Here is a 17,739-nt window from a genome sequence, read left to right as displayed (position 1 = left end):
GGCGAAACTGACCCGTTTTACCGGGAGGAACCGATGGCAGACGCTGCACCCCCGTCGCGGCAGGAACTGGTCGCGCGAGCCAAGGACCTGGCGCCCTTGCTGAGCAAGCACGCGCTGTGGGCGGAGGAGAACCGCCGGCTGCACGACGAAGTCGTGGAGGCCATGACGGATGCGGGCATCTTCCGCATGCGGGTCCCGGTCAGGTACGGCGGCTACGAGTCCGACACCCGCACGGTCTCCGAGGTGCTCGCCGAACTCGCCCGCGGAGACGGGTCGGCCGGGTGGACCGCGGCAGTCTGGTCGATCAGCACCTGGATTGCGGGATTCTTCCCGGACCCGGTGCAGGACGAAATATTCGCCGCGCCGGGCACCCGCGTGTGCGGAATTCTCAGCCCGACGGCCCTGGCCGTGCCGGTCGAGGGCGGAGTGCTCGTCAACGGCACATGGTCGTTCAATTCCGGTGCCCTGCACAGCAAGTGGAACATGAATGCGGCTCTGCTCGAGCGCCCGGACGGCGGCAAGGAGCCGGTCATGCTGGCGCTGCCGATGTCCGATCTAGAGATCGTGGACGACTGGCATGTCGCGGGGCTGTGCGGATCCGGAAGCGTATCGACCACGGCACGTGACGTCTTCGTGCCACAGCAGCGGGTGCTGTCGATGGGGCCGGTCCTGCAGGAGCGGTATTCCTCCGAAAGCAACGCCGGCTCGGCCATTTTCCGCGGGCCGCTGCTGCCGACTGCCTGTGCCACGGTGACCGGTATGGCCCTGGGGCTTGCCTGGGCCGGCCGGGACGCGTTCTTCGAACGGCTGCCGGGACGGGGCATCGCCTACACCGATTACAGCAGCAGGCGGGAAGCCCCCCTGACGCACCTGCAGACGGCTGACGCCGCCATGCGCGTGGACGAGGCGGAGTTTCATGCATTCCGTGCGGCCGACCTCATCGACGAGAAGAACACGAGCGGACGCGAGTGGACTGTGGAGGAGCGGGCCAGGGTCCGGGTGGACATGGGCCGGGTCTGCCAGCTGGTCAAGGAGGCCGTGGACATCTACACCACCGCCGGTGGCGCCTCCGCGATGTATTCCGACGTCCCGGTGCAGCGCATCGAGCGGGATGTCCAGGCCGTCAACCTCCACGCCATCATGCATCCGCACACCAACCTCGAGCTCTACGGGCGGATTCTCTGCGATCTGGCGCCCAATACCCACTACCTCTGAACAGACTTCTGGACTGGGAGTGAATTCATGGGCGTTCCTCCGGACAGACCACTGCGGCGGGTGGCCGTCATCGGTTTTGGATATGTCGGATCGTGCCTTGCGGCGCAGTTGGCCGACCGCGGCCTGGATGTGCTCGGCGTGGACGCCGATGCCGAACTCGTCGCCGGACTCAATGACGGTCACTGCCCGATCAGCGAACCGGGTCTGCCGGAGCTCATCCAGCGCGGGATGGCGTCCGGCCGACTGCGGGTGACCGGTGACTACGCCGGCACCGCCGAGGCCGACGTCGTGGTGATCTCCGTCGGCACCCCGGTCCGTGACGACGGCTCCCTGGCCGACGACCAGCTGCGCGATGTGTGCGCCGAGCTGAGCCGGTATCTGCGGCGAGGGCAGCTGGTGGTACTCAAGAGCACGGTGGGGCCGGGTACGACCCGGAACACGGTGCTTCCGCTGCTGGAGAAGAGCGGCCTGACGGGGGGTGAGGACTTCACCCTGGCCTTCACGCCGGAGCGGCTGGCGGAGGGGACCGCGCTGCGGGAACTGCGGTCGCTCCCTATCGTCGTGGGTGGGCTGGACGAGAAGAGCACCCGGGAAGCGGCGGACTTCTGGCGCGGGGCGCTGGGGGTGGACACGATCCCGCAGCCGTCGATGGAGTCCGCCGAGATCGTCAAGCTGGCCGACAACTGGTGGATCGACCACAACATCGCTCTCGCCGGCGAGCTCGCCCTTTTCTGTGATCTGTACGACGTGGATGTGCTGGACGTGATCAAGGCGGCGAACACGATCCCCAAAGGCGACGGCAGGGTGAACATTCTGCAGCCGGGCGTCGGGGTGGGCGGCTCCTGCCTGACCAAGGATCCCTGGATGGTCTGGCACGCGGCCCGGCAGCGCGGCGTGGATCTGCTCACCGCACCCACCGCCCGCAGAGTCAATGACGCCATGCCGGTGCACACCGCCCAGCTGATCCTGGCGGAGCTGCGGAACCTGGGCCGGGACCCGGACACCGCCACCGTCGCCGTGCTGGGGCTGGCCTTCAAGAACAACTCCGGCGATCTGCGGGCCACGCCCGTCCTGCCCGTCGTCCGCGCCCTCCGGGGAGCGGGTGTCACGGTGCGCACGTACGACCCGCTGGTGGACGCCGACGCCGCCGCCCGCCTCTTCGGCGCCCGCCCCGAACGCACAGTGCAGGACGCGGTGCGGGACGCGGACTGCATCGCGGTGCTGGCCCTCCACAGAGAGCTGGAGGACCTCGACTACGCGGCGCTGCCGGTGCGTCGGACGTGCCTGATCGTGGACGGCCGCGCCCACTACTCCAAGGACCAGATCGCCGGACTGCGCGCACTGGGGCACGTCTACCGCGGGTTGGGGAGGTCCTGATGGGACGCGCCCTGGTCACCGGAGGCCACGGATTCATAGGCGGCCACCTGGTCGAGCGGCTGCTGGAGCAGGGCGATGAGGTGACCGTCCTCGACGGCGCCCCGCCGCCGGGCCGCCCGGCCCCCGGCCAGAAGCACGTCCGCTTCGTCGAGGGCGACATCCGTGACCCGGATCGGCTGCGCGCGGCGCTCGCCGGCGTGGACTCGGTCTACCACATGGCCGCGGTCGTCGGGGTGGACCAGTATCTGGCCCGCCCGCTGGACGTCATCGACATCAATTTCTCGGGCACCCGGAACGTGCTGGACCAGGCCTGCCGGGCGGACGTCCGGGTGGTCATGGCGAGCACGAGCGAGATCTTCGGGAAGAATCCCGCCGTCCCCTGGACGGAGGACGCCGACCGCGTGCTCGGCCCCACCTCGGCGAGCCGGTGGACATATTCCTCGAGCAAGGCACTGGCCGAGCACTTGGTGCACGCCTTCGCCGCCCAGCACGGGCTCGCTGCCACGATCGTGCGCTACTTCAACGTCTACGGGCCGCGCCAGCGACCCGCGTACGTCGTCAGCCGGTCCATCCACCGCGCTCTCAACGGCCTTTCTCCCGTGATCTACGACAGGGGCCGGCAGACGCGCTGCTTCACCCATATCGACGATGCGGTGGACGGGACCCTGCTGGCCGCCGGCAAGCCCGGTGCCGTGGGCGAATGCTTCAACCTGGGCAGCGATGCGGAGGCAACGGTCGGCGAAGTGGTGGCGGCGATCGCGGAGCTGACGGGCTCGGCCGTGCCGGAGGGTACGGACACCCGGAGCGCTCTGGGCCGCACCTATGAGGACCTCCCGCGGCGGGTCCCGAGCACCGGCAGAGCGCAGTCGGTGCTCGGCTGGGAATGCCGGACCCCGCTGGCCGAAGGGCTGGCCCGCACGGTCGCCTGGGCCCGCGGCGCCGACTGGTGGCTCGCCCTGCCGGACAGCGGCGCCTGCTGAGCCCCATGCAGGCTGAGCCTCGTTCAGGAGGACAACACCTGCTCCGCTGCCCGGCGCACGGCCTTCAGCGCCGCATCGACATGGGTCCGGTGCGTGCGGTGGTTGAGCACACACAGCCGCAGGGTGTGGTGGCCCTGGACACGGGTGCTGGTCAGCCGGGCCCGTCCGGCGGCATGGACGGCCTCCAGCAGGCGTTGGTTCACCGCGTCGCCGCCGGAGGCACGGAAGGCCAGCACCGTCAGGTCCGGGGGGAGTGTCTCGATGCCGGGCAAGGTGCGCAGCTCACGATGGACCACGTCGGCGAGGTCCAGCTTTTCGTCGAGGGCCGTACGGAACGCGCCGACTCCGTGCAGCTGGAGGGGCAGCCACAGCCGCAGGCCGCGATACCCCCGGCTGAGCTCGGTGCCCAAGTCGGCGTAGTCCGGCAGCAGCCGGCCGGTGCGGTCGAGGTCCTGCAGATAGTCCGCATCGGCCCGGTGGGCGGCCCGCAGCGGGCGTGCATCGCGCACCAGGAGCACGCCCGATCCGTACGGGAGGAACAGCGATTTGTGCGGGTCGAGTACGACGGAGTCCGCCAGCTCGATTCCGGCCAGCCGGTCCCGGCCCCGCTCGGTGAGCTGGAAGCCGCCGCCATAGGCGGCATCGATGTGAAACCAGAGCTGGTGCGCACGGGTCGTGGCCGCCAGCCGCCGCAGTGGATCGACCGCGCCCGTGCTGGTCGTGCCGGCGGTGCCGACCAGCAGGAAGGGGGTGCGCCCGGCCGCGCGATCGGCCACGATCAGGCGTTCGGCGGCCTCGGGGTCCATGCGCTGGCGGCCGTCGACCGGGACGGTGCGCAGCGATTCGAGGGGAAAGCCCGCGATGCGGGCGGCCTTTGCCACGCACAGGTGGGTGTGCTCGGTGACGTAGATGACGCCGGTGTGCGGCGGGCCGCCGAGCAGGCTCTCCCGCGCTGCGAGGAGCGCTGAGAGGGTGCCCGTGGAGGCGCCGGTGGTGATCACGCCGCCTGCCGTGGCTTCCGGCAGCCCGAACTCGCCGCAGAGCCACCTGATCACGCTCTGCTCCATGGCCACCAGGGCAGGAGCCATGGAACTCAGCCCGGTGTAGCGGTTGACGGTGCAGGACAGCAGCTCGGCCACGGCGCCGGTGATCAGACCGCCTCCGGGGAAGTAGGCGAAGGTGTCGGGGCCTGTGGTTTCCGTCGCCCGCGCGGCGGCCGCGCCGAAGGTCTCCAACAGCGGGCCGAACTCGCCGGGCGCTTCCGCGGGGGGCGCGAGCAGCTCCGTCAGCTCTTCTGAGCCGAGCGGGGTGGGTTCGGGGACGGGAGCCTCTTCCATCGAGGTGACAAAGCCGGCGACGAAGGAGGAGGCCGCCTCCAGCAGTGCGGCCAGCTCCTCCGGCCGCGGCTCCAGCCCCGGGCGCAGCGCCGGCCCGGGCGCTATGCCGTCGGAGCACATGCCACGAACCAGCCACGCCCGTGCGGCCCGCCCGTGATGTAGTCGGCCGGGCAGCCGGCGGCGCGGAAGGCCTCCTCGTAGTCGGCCTGCTCGAAGAGCGAGACGGGATATTCCTCGGTGACGTGGTGGAGTCCGGCTTCCGGGTCGGTCACGGCGAAATGCACGGTGACCCGCGAGCTGCCCTTCCCCTCCCGGCGGGAGTGGGACAGCCGGGCCACGGTCCGGCGGTTCCCATTGATCACATCGCCCGTCACATAGCCGTCGAGGAAGGTGTCGGGGAACCACCAGGGCTCGACGACGATGACGCCGCCGGGCTCGAGATGACGGGCGAAGCGGCTCAGCGCGGCCCGCAACTCGGCCGTCGTACGCGTATGTCCGATGGAGCTGAACATGCAGGTCACCACGGAGAAGCGGCGGTCCAGCGAGAAGTCGCGCATGTCTCCCTGGTGCACCGGCACCCCGGGCAGCCCGCTCCGGGCCACGCCCAGCATGCCTGCGGACAGCTCCACGCCTTCGACATGCTTGAAGATATCGGCGAAGGACCGCAGATGCGCTCCGGTGCCGCAGGCCACGTCGAGCAGTGAGGAGGCCTGGGGACAGCGCTCCGTGACCAGCCGGTGCACCTCCTCGGCCTCGGACGCGAAATCCCGGCCACGGCCGCGGTAGACCTCGTCGTAGACCTCGGCGACTTCATGATCGTACATGCGAAGCTCCAGGTTTCTTCTCGACGGGAAGGTGAAGGAAAACAGCTTCCTTCAAGCGGCACGGCCCGCTTGAAGGAAGCGCGGGGAGGCAGGCGGGAGAGATCAGCGCTTGCGCCAGACGGAGACGTCCGCGCTGAAGACCTCGAAGTGCCGCTTGTGGTTGCGCAGCACCCCGGGCTCCTCGGTCTCCTCAACGGCGTCGAAGGCCTGGCTGAGCAGATTCCTGAACTCGGTCTCGCTGGTGGCGGTCTGCTGCCGGCCGCCGAGCCAGTTCTCCGGCTCCGTGTACGCGGTCTGCCAGCTCCACGGGGTGGCCACCAGGAGCAGCCCGCCGGAGGAGAGGAACGCGTCCGATTCGGTGAACTGCTGTAGCAGAGCCCGGGGGTCGGCGACGCGGTCGAGGAGGTTGCCGAGGACCACGGCATCGAAGTGCCCCAGCGAGCACGGCAGGGTGCAGGCGTCGGCGACCAGGAACGCCGCGTTGCAGCCCTCGGCTGGCCTGGGCGCCGAGGCGATGAGCCCGGTGCCGTTCTCGCCCTGGTCGGTCCGCCGGTAGGGCACGGACTCGCCGCGGGCGAGCCGCTGTGCGGTGTCGACGAACTGCGGACTCAGGTCGACGCCCGTCACGTTGCGTACCCCGCCCTCCGCGAGGGCGAAAGAGGTGCCCCCGACGGCACAGCCGAGTTCCAGCACGCGGCCGAGATCCGCCTGCTTGCGCTCGGCCGTGCGGAGCAGCAGGCGTGCGAGGCGCTGCGGGTAGCCGTGCGCCTTCATGAGCAGATGGTCCGTGCCGTCGAAGGTGTCCTCGGCGCCGGCGAAGTGCATCAGGAGATAGCGGTCGAGCACCTCCTGGCTGTCGTACGGACCTTGTGAGCCGGCGTCGGGGGAGGAGGTGACCAGCCGGATGCCGGACTGCTGGAGAAAGTGCGGCCGGAAGTGGAAGCGGGCCCAGATGCTGGCCTCGTCGCCGGTGCTGATGAAGGCGCCGCCGAGGATCATGTGGTGCTTGCCGTCGAAGCAGGGGGTGCTGAAGTCCTCGTAGTAGGGGTGCACGCTGAAGGACTCCAGCGGGTTGAAGGTGTCCTCCGACCATTCCCAGAGGTTGCCCGCGGTGTCGTGCACCCCCTGAGAAGTCGCGGGGGAGTGGTCGACCGGGCCCTCGGACCCCCAGGCGAGGTTGAGGTTGACGCCTCGGCTGCGCAGGTCGGCGCCGTCCGACTGCATCACCGGGTCGTCGGCGGTACCGGGGACCAAGGGCAATTCACGGATGCACTGCTGTTCGGCCTCGGTCGGCAGCCGGTAGCCGCGGGAGTCGATGCTGCCGAGCCAGGAGCAGTAGGCCTTGGCCTCGTGGTAGTTGACGCATACGGGCCAGTCCCACGGCATGTCCAGCTCATCGAAGGTGGTGCGCAGCCGGTAGGCGTGCAGACCGCTGGGGCCGTCCGGCACCCAGAACTGCGGCCACTTGGCGTTGCGGAACGAGCGCCACTCCCATCCCTCCTTCGACCACAGCTCGGGGCGGCGGTAGCCGCCGTCGGCGACGAAGCGGTGGTACTCGCCGTTGCTCACGAGGAAGCGGGAGGTCTCGAAGTCGGCCACGTCGAGGGTCCGGCTGCCGTACTCGTTGTCCCACCCGTAGGAGGGGAAGGAGTCGGACTTGCCCAACTGCACCTCGCCGCCGGCGATGGCGACCATCCGGTTCACCGGAACGGCCTGGGCGTCGGGCCGCCCGCGGGAGGAGGTGCGGCGGATCGGGGCGGGAGCCGGCCAGACGGGGTGGCGGGAGACCAGCTGGAGGGGCAGCTCGCGGATGAGTACGGAGCTGGTCTCCAGGTGGATGCGGTCGTGCTCGAAGGCCATGAACAGAGCCCACGCCTGGTCCTTCATGGTCACGGGCCGGCCCAGCTCAGCGGCGAAGTCGGTCTTCTCGATGATGCCGCGTACCAGGCCGTGGACCAACGCCCGGTACGCGTGCACCTCGGACACCGAAGGCCAGAGCATCTCGTTCTTCGACAGGTCGTCCCAGGACATCTCATCGACGCCCGTCTCCAGGACTTGCTCCAGATACGGGTTCACGGGCTCGTCGACCAAGCCGGAGACCCGCAGTTTGTTGACATACAGAGCGGCAGGGTGCCCGTAGTAGAAAATCATCGGGTGCCGCAGATTGTGTATCGGTGGCCGGTAAAACGCCTCCGCCGTCTGCAGCCCTGCGAAAAGGACCTCCTGGAGGGCCCACGTATTGTCGAAGTAATCCAATACCGACTGCTGATCACAGGTGGACAGATCCGGTAGCGCCAGCGAGGTGATCTGACCATTCGCCTCGACTCCTGGGATGTTTTCGAGGCCTGGAACCTTTCCAGTGAACCACCAGTTGCCCCGCGGACCGCTCAGTCGGCTGTCCGCGTGCGCAGTCACATTCATTTCCCACGTCTCCGCTGCCACGCTCTGTCCCCTCTCACTGAGTGTCAGGCATCACGACCCTCCGACTGTTTCGCCCCGTCAGCGGTGCGGCATCTTCAGGATTGCGGCGAACCGGCGTTGACCAGAACGCGCCACTCACCCGCGTCGCGGGTGAAGGTGAGTACGGACGTAAAACGCTCCTGGTAGTCGCCGAGTTCGGGGAATGTCAGCGTGGAGTTGACGACCTGCATGGCCGTCCGCCAGCCGACGACGGTGCGCTTGACATCCTGGAAGTCGCTCGTGAACTCCATCTGGAAGAGTTCGCCGAAGAGTTCCCCTATCGCCTGTCTGCCGTCGTGATAGTCACCGCTCGGGTCGATCTTCACCGCGGATGGGTGGTAGAAGTCCGTGACCCCTTCGAGGTCACGGGCATCGAAGGGGGCGTTGTACCGCTGCCAGGTGCTGCCAGGTGCTGCCGAGGTCCTTGGTGCAGTCCTCCTCCTCGGAGCCGGCGGCCACCTGCGGCACTGCTCCGAGCAGGCAGAGCGCGGCCGCACCGAGCGCGAGCGACTTGATGCTGATCATGCAGTCCCTCTTCGTCAGGCACCGCAGGATCGCAATCCTGGAGATGCCGGTTTCAATACGGGGATGCCACTGTCAGGTGCTGCCAGGAACCACAGGAATGGCCGAGTACGCGCAAACGGTCAGCGAGGTGTACACGTGTACGACGATAAATTCGCTGAAATCTATGCCGCATTCTACGAACGCACCGGAAAGGACTATGGGGCTGAGGCCGAAGAGCTCTCCAAATTGATCAGTGAGAGATTTCCGGAGGCTTCCTCCCTGCTCGATGTGGCATGCGGCTCCGGCAGGCACCTGGAATCGCTCCGGAATCTGTACGGGCACGTGGAGGGCGTGGAGCTTTCCGCCGGCATGCTGGGAGTCGCCCGGCGCCAGCTCCCCGGAGTTCCCCTGCACGAGGGGGACATGCGGGACTTCTCCCTGGAGCGCTCCTTTTCCGTGGCGACCTGTCTGGGCAGTTCCATCGGCCACGTCGGGACGGTGGAGGGACTGCAGTCCGCACTGAAGTGCTTCGCCCGTCATGTCGAGCCCGGCGGCGTCATCGTCGTCGAGCCCTGGTGGTTCCCGGAAACCTTCCTGGAGGGGTATGTGGGAGGCGCGGTCGTCACCGAGGAAGGCCGGTCCGTCGCCCGCCTCTCCCGTACGACCAGGGAGGGCAACGAGACGCGGGTGACCGTCCACTTCGCCGTGTCGGACCGTGATGAGGGCCTGTGGCACATCACTGACGACTATCCGCTGACGCTCTTCGAGCGCGACGAGTACGAGGGAGCCTTCCGCGCCGCAGGCTGCCAGGTCGAGTACCTCGACGACGGCGGCTCGCTCGGCCGCGGGCTGTTCGTGGGCACCCGGTCATGAAGCGGACCCCGGGCGATCTCGCGCTCTTCGGCGGTCCGCCCGCCTTCTTGCAGCCTGTCGCCGTGGGGCGTCCCACTCCCGTGGACCGCACTCGTCTCTTCGAGCGACTGAACTGGGCGCTGGACAACCAATGGCTCTCGAACGGCGGGCCGCTCACCTGCGAGTTCGAGGCGCGGATCGCGGAGCTGGCCGGTACCCGGCACTGTGTGGCCACCAGCAGCGGCACGAGTGCGCTGCAGCTGCTGGTACGGGCGGCGGAGCTCTCCGGCGAAGTGATCATGCCCTCGCTGACCTTCGTCGCGACGGCGCATGCGGTGCGCTGGCTCGGCCTCACCCCCGTGTTCTGCGACGTCGACGAGCGCACGGGGCAGCTCGACCCGGCCCGGGTCAGCGATGCCATCACCGCCAGAACCGCCGCGATCATCGGCGTGCATCTCTGGGGAAACCCGTGCGCCGCGGCCGAACTCGAGAAGATCGCGGCGGATCACGGCCTGTGGCTGTTCTTCGACGCGGCCCATGCCCTGGGCTGTTCGGCGGACGGCAGACCAGTTGGCGGCTTCGGTGCGGCCACGGCATTCAGCTTCCACACCACCAAGGTGGTCGGCGCCTTCGAGGGCGGCGCTCTCGTCACCGACGACGGTGAACTTGCCGCCCGCGCGCGAGCACTCGGCAACTTCGGCAAGGGCCTCGAGGGCGGCAGCCCGGCGGGTGGCACCAACGCCAAGATGAGTGAGGCCGCCGCCGCGATGGGGCTGACCTCCCTCGATGCGTACGAAGCCGTAGCGGCGGGCAACCGTTCGCGCTATGAGCGCTACCGCGCCGAGCTCGCCGGCGTGCCGGGCGTCACCATCCGGCCCTGCGGCGAGCAGGAGCGGAGCAACCACCAGTATGTGATCGCGGAAGTGGACAAGACCAAGGCGGGCATCGGACGCGACCTGCTGCTCGAGCTGCTCCGGGCCGAGAACGCCCTGGTGGCCCCGCCCATCGGCGTCCCGCCCTGCCACCAGCTCGAGCCGTATCGCTCGCAGGCGTCCTACGAGTTGCCGCGCACCGAGGCCCTGGCGTCGCGCACGCTCTCCCTGCCCACCGGGTCCACCGTCTCCGCGGAGAGCATTCGCCGGCTGTGCGCCCTCGTACGGTTCGCGGTGGCACACGGCCCGGGGCTGACGGACCGCCGTCGCGAACAGGCGCTAGCGGAGGGGCAGTAGTCATGACCATCGGCGTGACCACTTCGGACGCCTTGGCCACCGCACCTGCGGCCGGGGCCGTCGAGCGCTGTGCGATGCCCGGAGCCGGCGTTGCCGCCGCAGCCGCCGAGCTCATCCGCACCGCGCCGGACGCGGTCGGCGGCTCCGTCCGGCAGGCGGAACAGCTCATCCGGCTGGCCCGCCGCTTCGGGAATGCCCCGTTCACACCTCTCGAGGATGCCCGTCGGGAACTGGGCGCCGGACGGGCGGAGTTCCGCACGCTCCTGAAGAGCTTTGCCAGTGTGCCCGCACTCCGCTCAGCCGTACTGAACGGGCCAGCGGGAAAGTACTGGGGAAACACCATCCTGCCGCTGGAGTCGCACGGCGTATTTGACGCCGTGCTGGAGAAGCGGCCGGTGCTTCCCCGGATCGTCGCGCTCTATCCGGGCCCGACGTGCATGTTCCGCTGCCACTTCTGCGTCCGTGTCACCGGTGCCCGCTACCGGAGCTCGGAGCTGGAGACGGGCAACGCCATGTTCGCCTCGGTCATCGACGAGATGCCCACCGACAACCCGTATGCGATGTACATCTCCGGAGGGCTCGAGCCGCTCACCAACCCGGAGCTGGGCGGGCTTGTGGCCCGGGCCGCCGCTCGCGGCTTCCGGCTCACCCTGTACACCAACGCCTTCGCGCTAACCGAACAGACCTGGCAACGCCAACCCGGCCTGCGGGAACTGGACGCGATCCGCACCTCGCTCTACGGGCTCGACGACGATGAGTACTGCGCGACCACCGGCAAGCCCGGATTCAGCCGGGTGCGCGAGAACCTTCTGCAGTTCCAGAGGCTGCGCGCCGCCAGTGGAGCCCCGATACGACTCGGCCTGAGCTACCTCGTGCTGCCGGGACGGGCGGACCGGCTGCTCCGGCTCGTCGACTTCATCGCCGAACTCGACCGTGCCGCCCCCGGGTGCCCGGTGGACTTCCTGAACCTGCGCGAGGACTACAGCGGCCGACCCGACGGCAAAGTCTCCGCCGCGGAACGCGCTGGGCTGCGGGACGCCCTGGCCGCTTTCGCGGAGAAGGCGGCGGCCCGCACCCCGTTCCTCGACATCGACTACGGGTACGCGCTGCAGACCCTGCGCACCGGCGCTGAAGCCGAGCTGATCCGGGTCACGCCCCAGGAGATGCGGCCGACCGCGCACCCGCAGGCATCGGTGCAGATCGATCTTCGCGGTGACGTCTATCTCTACCGGGAGGCCGGGTTCCCCGGCCTGGCGGGTGCGCATCGATACATCGCCGGCCGGGTCGGTCCGGGCAGCACGCTGGCCCAGGTGGTCGACGAGTACGTGACCAGTGGTGCGCGGGTGGAGCCGGCGCCCGATGATCACTTCTTCCTGGACGGCTTCGACCAGGTGGTCACAGCCCGGCTGAACCAGGCCGAATCCGACCTGGCCGCCGGATGGGCGGACGCCCGGGGCTTCCTCCGGTGAAGCATGTTCAGCTGCGGAACACCGGCAGCTGAACGCTGACGGCGTTCGGCCACGGAGATGAGTTGAACAGCCGGCGCCTTGACCGAATTCAACTGACCCTGCCACTTTGCGTATTAGGGCCAGTCGCCTCTTGGCGGCCCGCGTGCGACAAGAAATGAGGGGAGCGTGCCATGCCGGCTGCGTCATCTGCTGATGAGGCACTTGTCCGGGCCCGGGGACTGACAAAGAAATACGGCGACTTCACTTCGGTCGCCGGCACCAGCTTCGAGGTTGACCCCGGCGAAACCGTCGGATTTCTCGGGCCGAATGGTGCCGGAAAGTCCTCCACCATGCGGATGATCAGCTGCGTATCGCCACCTACAGAAGGCTCCTTGAGTATCTTCGGGATGTCCGCCCAGAAGCATGGGTCGGCCATCAGGGCCCGCCTCGGCGTGGTGCCCCAGGAGGACGCTCTGGACACCGAGCTGACCGTCGGTGAGAACCTCTATGTCTACGGCCGCTACTTCGGGATTTCCCGTGCGGACATACGCGAACGCAGAAGTAAGCTACTGGACTTCATTCAGCTCGCCGACCGGGCCTCGGCCAAGGTGGAGGCCCTTTCCGGCGGCATGCGGCGGCGGCTGACCATCGCCCGCGCACTCATCAACGAGCCGGAGATTCTCCTGCTGGACGAACCCACCACCGGGCTCGACCCCGCGGCGCGGCACCTGGTGTGGGAGCGGCTGTTCCAGCTGAAGCAGCGGGATGTGACCCAGGTTCTCACCACCCACTACATGGACGAAGCCGAGCAGCTCTGCGACCGGCTGATGGTGATGGACCGGGGCCGGATCGTGGCCGAAGGGACCCCGGCCGAGCTGATCGCCCGGCATGCGACCCGTGAGGTGCTCGAGGTCCGGTGCGCAGACGCGGACCGCGACCAGCTGGTGGAGAAGGCCTCCCGGCTCACCACGCGGCTGGAGGCCCTGCCCGACCGGCTGCTGCTGTACGTCGACGACGGCGACGCGGCTCTTGGAGCCGTGCACGGCATAGGCATACGGCTGACGGGCGCTCTGGTACGGCGCGGATCGCTGGAGGACGTCTATCTGACCCTCACCGGACGGGCATTGGTGGACTGATGGCCGGTGCGAATGTGCTGCGCTCCTGCGAGCACTGGGTGGTGCAATACCAGCGGACCTGGCGCGGCACTCTAGTCAGTTCGTTCCTGATGCCGCTGCTCTATCTCTCGGCCATGGGTGTGGGCGTCGGGTCCCGGCTCGACGATGGCGCCGTTGCCGCGCTGGGCGGCGGTTCTCCCGACTACCTGAGCTTCGTGGGGCCCGGACTGCTCGCGGCGGTGTCCATGCAGACCGCCGCGATCATGGCTACCTATCCGGTCCATGGGGCGATCAGCGGCCGACAGGGGAACATCTATCAGTCGATGCTCCACTCGCCTCTCGGCACTGCCGAAGTATGCGCCGGACACCTGCTCTTCATCGGTCTGCAGGTCTTCCTCACCGCCACCGTCTTCTTCGGCTACCTGGTGGCCTTCGGCGTCGCCACCTCGCTGTGGGCGCCGTTCGCGATACTCATCGCCCTGCTGACCGGGCTGGCCTGCGCCGCCCCCGTCGCCGCATTCTCCGCCTGGACCGGCAAGGACGCCTCGCTCACCGTGGTGCTGCGGTTCGCGATCCTGCCCGCGTTTCTGTTCTCGGGCACCTTCTACCCCGTCCACCTGATGCCGGAGCCCCTGCAGTGGCTCGTCATGGCCGGACCGCTCGCGCACAGCACCGAGCTCTGCCGCGCGCTGGTCACCGGAACCATCACCGGCTCGGCGCTGCTCCACCTGATCGTGCCGGCCGCCTGGCTGGTGATCGGCTTCGCGATGGCCTGCAGGGTCTACCGCAGGAGGCTGGCAGTATGATCGCGATCCACTCGGTCCGTGCCACCCTGGAGCGCAACGCTCTCGTGGCCCGGCGCATCTGGCTGGTCATGCTCTCCGGCTTCCTCGAGCCGGTGCTCTATCTGCTCGCCGTCGGGCTGGGCGTGGGTGCACTGCTGGCGCCGGTGTCCCTCGGCGACGGGACGGTCGTGGACTTCCCCGTCTTCCTGGCTCCGGCGCTGCTCGCCGTGAGCGCCATGAACGGGGCCCTGTACGACGCCACGGTGAATGTGTTCTGGAAGCTGCGCTACCGCCGGCTGTACGACTCCATGCTGACCACCCCCCTGACCATCCGCGGCGTCATCACCGGAGAGATCGTCTGGGCCCAGCTGCGCGGCTTCCTGTATTCCCTGAGCTTCGTCGGCGTGCTGCTAGCCGCCGACCTCATCCGCTCGCCCGGCGCCGCACTCGCCGCACTGCCGGTCACGATGCTCACCGGCTTCGCGTTCGCTGCTCTCGGCGTGGCCGTGACCACCTTCATGCGCAGCTGGCAGGACATGGAGCTGGTCACGCTGGGGCAGACCGCGATGTTCTTCTTCTCGGGCACCTTCTTCCCCGTCTCGTCCTACCCCCAGCCCCTGCGGCTGCTCGCCGAGCTGACCCCGCTCCACCACGCCAACGAACTGATCCGCTCCGTCTGCCTCGGTGACGTCTCAGCAGGCGACGCCGGGCACGCCTGCTACCTGGTCGCCGTCATCGCGCTGGCCATGACGGTGGCGGCCCGCCGGATCGACCGACTGCTCATCAAGTGAGCGCTGCTTTGGAGAACACCATGAAGATCCTGATCCTGGAGGCCATGCAAGCCCTGCATCTGAATGCGGAGGCGATCGACAGCTATACCCGCGTCGCTCGGGAGCATGGCAACGCCGAACTGTGGATTCTGACCAGGGAGGGGGTACGCGCCGGGCTGCCGGACGAGCTCCCGCCGTCGATACGCATGCTCGAAGAGGTGCCCGACTTCTACGCCAGGGGCGGGCTGGAGCGACGCGCCATGGAACTGCTGGAGCAGGAGGACTTCGACCTTCTCTTCGCTCCGCGCGAGGGGGACATCATCCGCGCCGCGCGGCTGCGCGAGGCGTACGACGTGCCAGGACAGGACACCGTCAGCGCCCTCGCGTACCGCGACAAGCTGCAGATGAAGGCCGTTCTGGCGGCCAAGGGGGTGGCGGCCTGGTCCGCGCGCGGGGTCGACGATGCCGTGGACTACTGGTCGGAGCTGTCCCGCACCGGCATGCCCGCGGTGCTCAAGCCCCGGTATGACCGGGGTGCGGAGAACATCGACTTCATCAAAGACGACGCCACCGCCCTGGAAGCCGCGCAGCGCTGCTTCGCACGGCTGCCGATCGACGCCCCGGCGCACTACGTGCTGGAGCCGTTCACCGGCTACCAGATGTGCCATGTGGACGGCATCTGGCACCAGGGCCGCCCCTACTACATGCTGACCTCCGAGTACTACGGCTTCGGTACCGGCCGGCCCCTCGACGAGTCTTTGAGCTCGGTCTTCGGGAGCCGGATGATCGATCCGGATTCCGAACGGGGCTCCGTACTCCGCGGTTTCGTCCGGGATGTGATCGAGGCGCTGCCCTCCCCGGAGACCTTTTCCTTCCATGCCGAGGTCTGGGTGAGCCCGAAGGGCGAGCTGTACGTCAATGAGATCGCCTCGCGGACCGGCGGATTCGCCGTCCTGTCCAACGCGGTCGCCTCCACCGGCGCACACCCCGACGGCGTCTGGCTGGCGCTGCTCACCGGCGTCGACCCCGCCCGTATCGGCTACCGGGGCGCCTCCGGATTCTGGCCTTGCGCCGGGGTGAATCTGCCTTACCGCTCGGGGCGGATCCGCAGCGTGGACAGCAGCTGCACGCTCCCCTCCGTGGTCGATCTGAAGCTGCGACCGGATGTTGTGCCCGGCACCGTCCTGCCCACCCAGGCCCACTGGACGGACGCCCTTGGCGAGGCCACCGTCACCGCGGACAGCTATACGGCGCTACCGGAGGAGATAGACCGGCTGGTGGACTGGGCGAGCCGGGCCATCGTCCTGGAACAGCCCTCGGGCCGGCAGGCCGTGGCCGGCTGATGGCACCGGCAGCGCCCACCGCGTTCCCTCCGGCCTGGACCGGCCGGCAGGTGTCGGCAGCCGAGGAGTTGGACGCCCGCCTCGAGGAAACGGATCTCGTCCGCCTGGCCTTCTGTGATCCGCACGGTCTCGTCCGGTCCAAGACGCTGAGCCGGCACGCGTTCGGGCAGGCCCTCCGGCAGGGCATGACCTTCAGCCCCGGCCCGTTCACCATGGACTCCGGGCACGCTCCGGCCATCTGCGACCTCTCCGAGCTCGGCCTGGCCGATGCCGCCGCGGGCAACATCCTGGTGATGCCCGATCCGCTCAGCTTCCGGTGGATCCCGGGATCCAGTCCCAGGACCGCGTTGTGCCTCGGCGACGAGGTCTTCGCCGACGGCGCCCCGTACCCGCTCTCGGCCCGGGCTCTGCTCCGCCGGGTCTGCGCGCAGTACGCGGACCGCGGGCTCGTACCGCTCGTGGGCGTGGAGATCGAGTGGTACCTGACCCGCCTCCTCGGAGGCAGTCCCGGGAATGAGGGAAATGGCTTCGGAACGCAGGGCCCCGCCCCCGCAGTTGAGGCGGTGAACTCCGGTTACCAGTTCAACCTCGACTCCTGCTACGAGTCGGTCGCCCCTGTCACGGACGCGCTGGCCCTGCAGCTGCTCGAACTCGGCCTTCCGCTACGCACGATGGAACACGAGTCCGGGCCAGGCCAGATCGAGACCACGCTTGCCCCGCTGCACGCCCTGGACGCGGCCGATGCCGTGCTGGTCCTGCGCAACCACGCGAAACGGCTGTGCGCGCGACGCGGCTTCCACGCCTCGTTCATGTCGCTTCCTCGCCTCGAGGGCTTCGACCCCAGCGGCTGGCACATCCATCAGTCGGTGCTGGAGGAGTCGACGGGGCGCAGCGTGTTCGCCTCCGAAGACCGCGCCGATGTGCTGTCCGAAGCGGGCCGGTCCTACGCCGATGGCCTGCTGGCCCGGGCCCGGGAGACCTGCCTGCTCTCCGTCCCGACCATCAATGGCTACCGGCGGTTCGGTCCGGACTTCCCGCTCGCTCCGGCAATCACCGACCAGAGCTTCGGGGGCCGCGGAGCGCTGCTGCGGACCGTCGGCACGGGAGACGCGGTGCGAGTGGAGCACCGGATGGCGGAGCCCTGCGCGAATCCGTATCTGGCGATCGCCTCGCAACTGGCGGCCGGGCTGGAGGGGATGAGCGAGCCTGGCCGTGGCGGCAGGGGCGGGCCGGAGCAGTTGCCCGGTGATCTCGCGGAGTCGTTGGCGGCATTCCGGGCCGGCCGTGCCGCGGAGCTGCTCGGCAAGCCGCTGGCGGAGTGCCTGATCCGGCTCAAGGAGAGCGAACTGGCGCGCTACCGGGCTTGGCAGGAACTGCCCTGCCCTTCCGGGAATCCGTACCCGGGCGGGGTCACTGTCTGGGAGCAGCAGGAGTACTTCGCGGTCTTCTGAACGGCGGGCCTTGCCGGAAGTCCTCCCGGCAAGGCCCGCACCCTGGCTC

The 17,739-nt window shown here is 68.8% G+C and carries 15 protein-coding genes and 1 pseudogene; 11 read left to right on the top strand and 5 right to left on the bottom strand.

Going from position 1 to position 17,739, the window contains the following annotated elements; all coding sequences use genetic code 11:
• Window positions 1-33 precede the first annotated feature (33 nt).
• The 3 genes from DSC45_RS34650 to DSC45_RS34640 are packed head-to-tail and all read left to right on the top strand — an operon-like array spanning window position 34 to window position 3,572.
• Window positions 34-1,215: an acyl-CoA dehydrogenase family protein gene (locus DSC45_RS34650; RefSeq protein WP_119296022.1), complete on the top strand. Its 1,182-nt coding sequence runs from the start codon at window positions 34-36 to the stop codon at window positions 1,213-1,215.
• Between the two features lie 27 nt (window positions 1,216-1,242).
• Window positions 1,243-2,592 carry a nucleotide sugar dehydrogenase gene (locus DSC45_RS34645; protein WP_119296021.1) on the top strand — a complete coding sequence of 450 codons (1,350 nt, stop codon included), beginning with the start codon at window positions 1,243-1,245 and terminating at the stop codon, window positions 2,590-2,592.
• Window positions 2,592-3,572 (top strand): NAD-dependent epimerase/dehydratase family protein, encoded by a 981-nt coding sequence (locus DSC45_RS34640; RefSeq protein ID WP_119296020.1) that lies wholly within the window; start codon window positions 2,592-2,594, stop codon window positions 3,570-3,572. The genes DSC45_RS34645 and DSC45_RS34640 overlap by 1 nt, the downstream gene beginning before the upstream one ends.
• Before the next feature lie 23 nt (window positions 3,573-3,595).
• Here the strand turns inward: DSC45_RS34640 and DSC45_RS34635 are convergent, their stop codons facing one another.
• The 5 genes and pseudogenes from DSC45_RS34635 to DSC45_RS36700 all read right to left on the bottom strand — a co-directional run bounded on the left by DSC45_RS34635 (window position 3,596) and on the right by DSC45_RS36700 (window position 8,718).
• On the bottom strand, window positions 3,596-5,029 hold the full coding sequence (locus DSC45_RS34635; protein ID WP_119296019.1) for a pyridoxal phosphate-dependent decarboxylase family protein: 1,434 nt from the start codon (window positions 5,027-5,029) through the stop codon (window positions 3,596-3,598).
• Window positions 5,011-5,733, bottom strand: a complete 723-nt coding sequence (locus DSC45_RS34630; RefSeq protein WP_119296018.1) for a class I SAM-dependent methyltransferase — start codon at window positions 5,731-5,733, stop codon at window positions 5,011-5,013. Before DSC45_RS34630 ends, DSC45_RS34635 begins: the two co-directional genes overlap by 19 nt.
• A 102-nt stretch (window positions 5,734-5,835) precedes the next feature.
• A complete protein-coding gene (ovoA, locus tag DSC45_RS34625; protein WP_119296017.1) occupies window positions 5,836-8,154 on the bottom strand; it encodes a 5-histidylcysteine sulfoxide synthase in 2,319 nt (772 codons plus the stop codon).
• Between the two features lie 95 nt (window positions 8,155-8,249).
• Window positions 8,250-8,531: pseudogene (locus DSC45_RS36705) on the bottom strand (hypothetical protein); the annotation flags it as partial.
• A 25-nt stretch (window positions 8,532-8,556) separates the two neighbouring features.
• The gene (locus DSC45_RS36700) at window positions 8,557-8,718 is read right to left on the bottom strand and encodes a hypothetical protein (RefSeq protein ID WP_240435019.1); all 162 of its coding nucleotides are present in this window, start codon (window positions 8,716-8,718) and stop codon (window positions 8,557-8,559) included.
• 63 nt (window positions 8,719-8,781) lie between these two features.
• Here DSC45_RS36700 and DSC45_RS34615 point away from each other — a divergent pair, with 63 nt between their 5' ends.
• The 8 genes from DSC45_RS34615 to DSC45_RS34580 all read left to right on the top strand — a co-directional run bounded on the left by DSC45_RS34615 (window position 8,782) and on the right by DSC45_RS34580 (window position 17,690).
• Window positions 8,782-9,570, top strand: coding sequence for a methyltransferase domain-containing protein (locus DSC45_RS34615; RefSeq protein WP_205571496.1), 789 nt, complete (start codon window positions 8,782-8,784; stop codon window positions 9,568-9,570).
• Window positions 9,567-10,778, top strand: coding sequence for an aminotransferase class I/II-fold pyridoxal phosphate-dependent enzyme (locus tag DSC45_RS34610; protein WP_119296014.1), 1,212 nt, complete (start codon window positions 9,567-9,569; stop codon window positions 10,776-10,778). Before DSC45_RS34615 ends, DSC45_RS34610 begins: the two co-directional genes overlap by 4 nt.
• Before the next feature lie 2 nt (window positions 10,779-10,780).
• Window positions 10,781-12,247 (top strand): dTDP-4-amino-4,6-dideoxy-D-glucose ammonia-lyase, encoded by a 1,467-nt coding sequence (gene desII, locus DSC45_RS34605; RefSeq protein WP_240435015.1) that lies wholly within the window; start codon window positions 10,781-10,783, stop codon window positions 12,245-12,247.
• A 170-nt stretch (window positions 12,248-12,417) separates the two neighbouring features.
• Entirely contained in the window at window positions 12,418-13,362 is a 945-nt protein-coding gene (locus DSC45_RS34600; protein ID WP_119296013.1) for an ABC transporter ATP-binding protein, read from the top strand.
• Complete coding sequence (locus DSC45_RS34595) at window positions 13,362-14,147, top strand: ABC transporter permease (protein ID WP_119296012.1); 786 nt, start codon at window positions 13,362-13,364, stop codon at window positions 14,145-14,147. The genes DSC45_RS34600 and DSC45_RS34595 overlap by 1 nt, the downstream gene beginning before the upstream one ends.
• The gene (locus DSC45_RS34590) at window positions 14,144-14,917 is read left to right on the top strand and encodes an ABC transporter permease (protein WP_119296011.1); all 774 of its coding nucleotides are present in this window, start codon (window positions 14,144-14,146) and stop codon (window positions 14,915-14,917) included. The genes DSC45_RS34595 and DSC45_RS34590 overlap by 4 nt, the downstream gene beginning before the upstream one ends.
• A gap of 20 nt (window positions 14,918-14,937) precedes the next feature.
• Complete coding sequence (locus tag DSC45_RS34585) at window positions 14,938-16,239, top strand: ATP-grasp domain-containing protein (protein ID WP_119296010.1); 1,302 nt, start codon at window positions 14,938-14,940, stop codon at window positions 16,237-16,239.
• Complete coding sequence (locus tag DSC45_RS34580; protein WP_119296009.1) at window positions 16,239-17,690, top strand: type I glutamate--ammonia ligase; 1,452 nt, start codon at window positions 16,239-16,241, stop codon at window positions 17,688-17,690. Before DSC45_RS34585 ends, DSC45_RS34580 begins: the two co-directional genes overlap by 1 nt.
• Window positions 17,691-17,739: the final 49 nt, after the last annotated feature.

The organism is Streptomyces sp. YIM 130001 (genome assembly GCF_003574445.1).
Taxonomy (GTDB): Bacteria; Actinomycetota; Actinomycetes; order Streptomycetales; family Streptomycetaceae; genus Streptomyces.
Note: the sequence above shows the minus strand (reverse complement) of the source record. Positions and strands in the feature narration are given on the sequence as shown.

Coding starts and splice junctions, on each gene's coding strand:
- DSC45_RS34595 (WP_119296012.1), top strand. CDS start 13,362: ATGGCCGGTGCGAATGTGCTGCGCTCCTGCGAGCACTGGGTGGTGCAA.
- DSC45_RS34600 (WP_119296013.1), top strand. CDS start 12,418: ATGCCGGCTGCGTCATCTGCTGATGAGGCACTTGTCCGGGCCCGGGGA.
- DSC45_RS34615 (WP_205571496.1), top strand. CDS start 8,782: ATGCCACTGTCAGGTGCTGCCAGGAACCACAGGAATGGCCGAGTACGC.
- DSC45_RS34640 (WP_119296020.1), top strand. CDS start 2,592: ATGGGACGCGCCCTGGTCACCGGAGGCCACGGATTCATAGGCGGCCAC.
- DSC45_RS34645 (WP_119296021.1), top strand. CDS start 1,243: ATGGGCGTTCCTCCGGACAGACCACTGCGGCGGGTGGCCGTCATCGGT.
- ovoA (WP_119296017.1), bottom strand. CDS start 8,154: ATGAATGTGACTGCGCACGCGGACAGCCGACTGAGCGGTCCGCGGGGC.
- desII (WP_240435015.1), top strand. CDS start 10,781: ATGACCATCGGCGTGACCACTTCGGACGCCTTGGCCACCGCACCTGCG.
- DSC45_RS34590 (WP_119296011.1), top strand. CDS start 14,144: ATGATCGCGATCCACTCGGTCCGTGCCACCCTGGAGCGCAACGCTCTC.
- DSC45_RS34630 (WP_119296018.1), bottom strand. CDS start 5,733: ATGTACGATCATGAAGTCGCCGAGGTCTACGACGAGGTCTACCGCGGC.
- DSC45_RS34585 (WP_119296010.1), top strand. CDS start 14,938: ATGAAGATCCTGATCCTGGAGGCCATGCAAGCCCTGCATCTGAATGCG.
- DSC45_RS34650 (WP_119296022.1), top strand. CDS start 34: ATGGCAGACGCTGCACCCCCGTCGCGGCAGGAACTGGTCGCGCGAGCC.
- DSC45_RS34580 (WP_119296009.1), top strand. CDS start 16,239: ATGGCACCGGCAGCGCCCACCGCGTTCCCTCCGGCCTGGACCGGCCGG.
- DSC45_RS34610 (WP_119296014.1), top strand. CDS start 9,567: ATGAAGCGGACCCCGGGCGATCTCGCGCTCTTCGGCGGTCCGCCCGCC.
- DSC45_RS34635 (WP_119296019.1), bottom strand. CDS start 5,029: ATGTGCTCCGACGGCATAGCGCCCGGGCCGGCGCTGCGCCCGGGGCTG.
- DSC45_RS36700 (WP_240435019.1), bottom strand. CDS start 8,718: ATGATCAGCATCAAGTCGCTCGCGCTCGGTGCGGCCGCGCTCTGCCTG.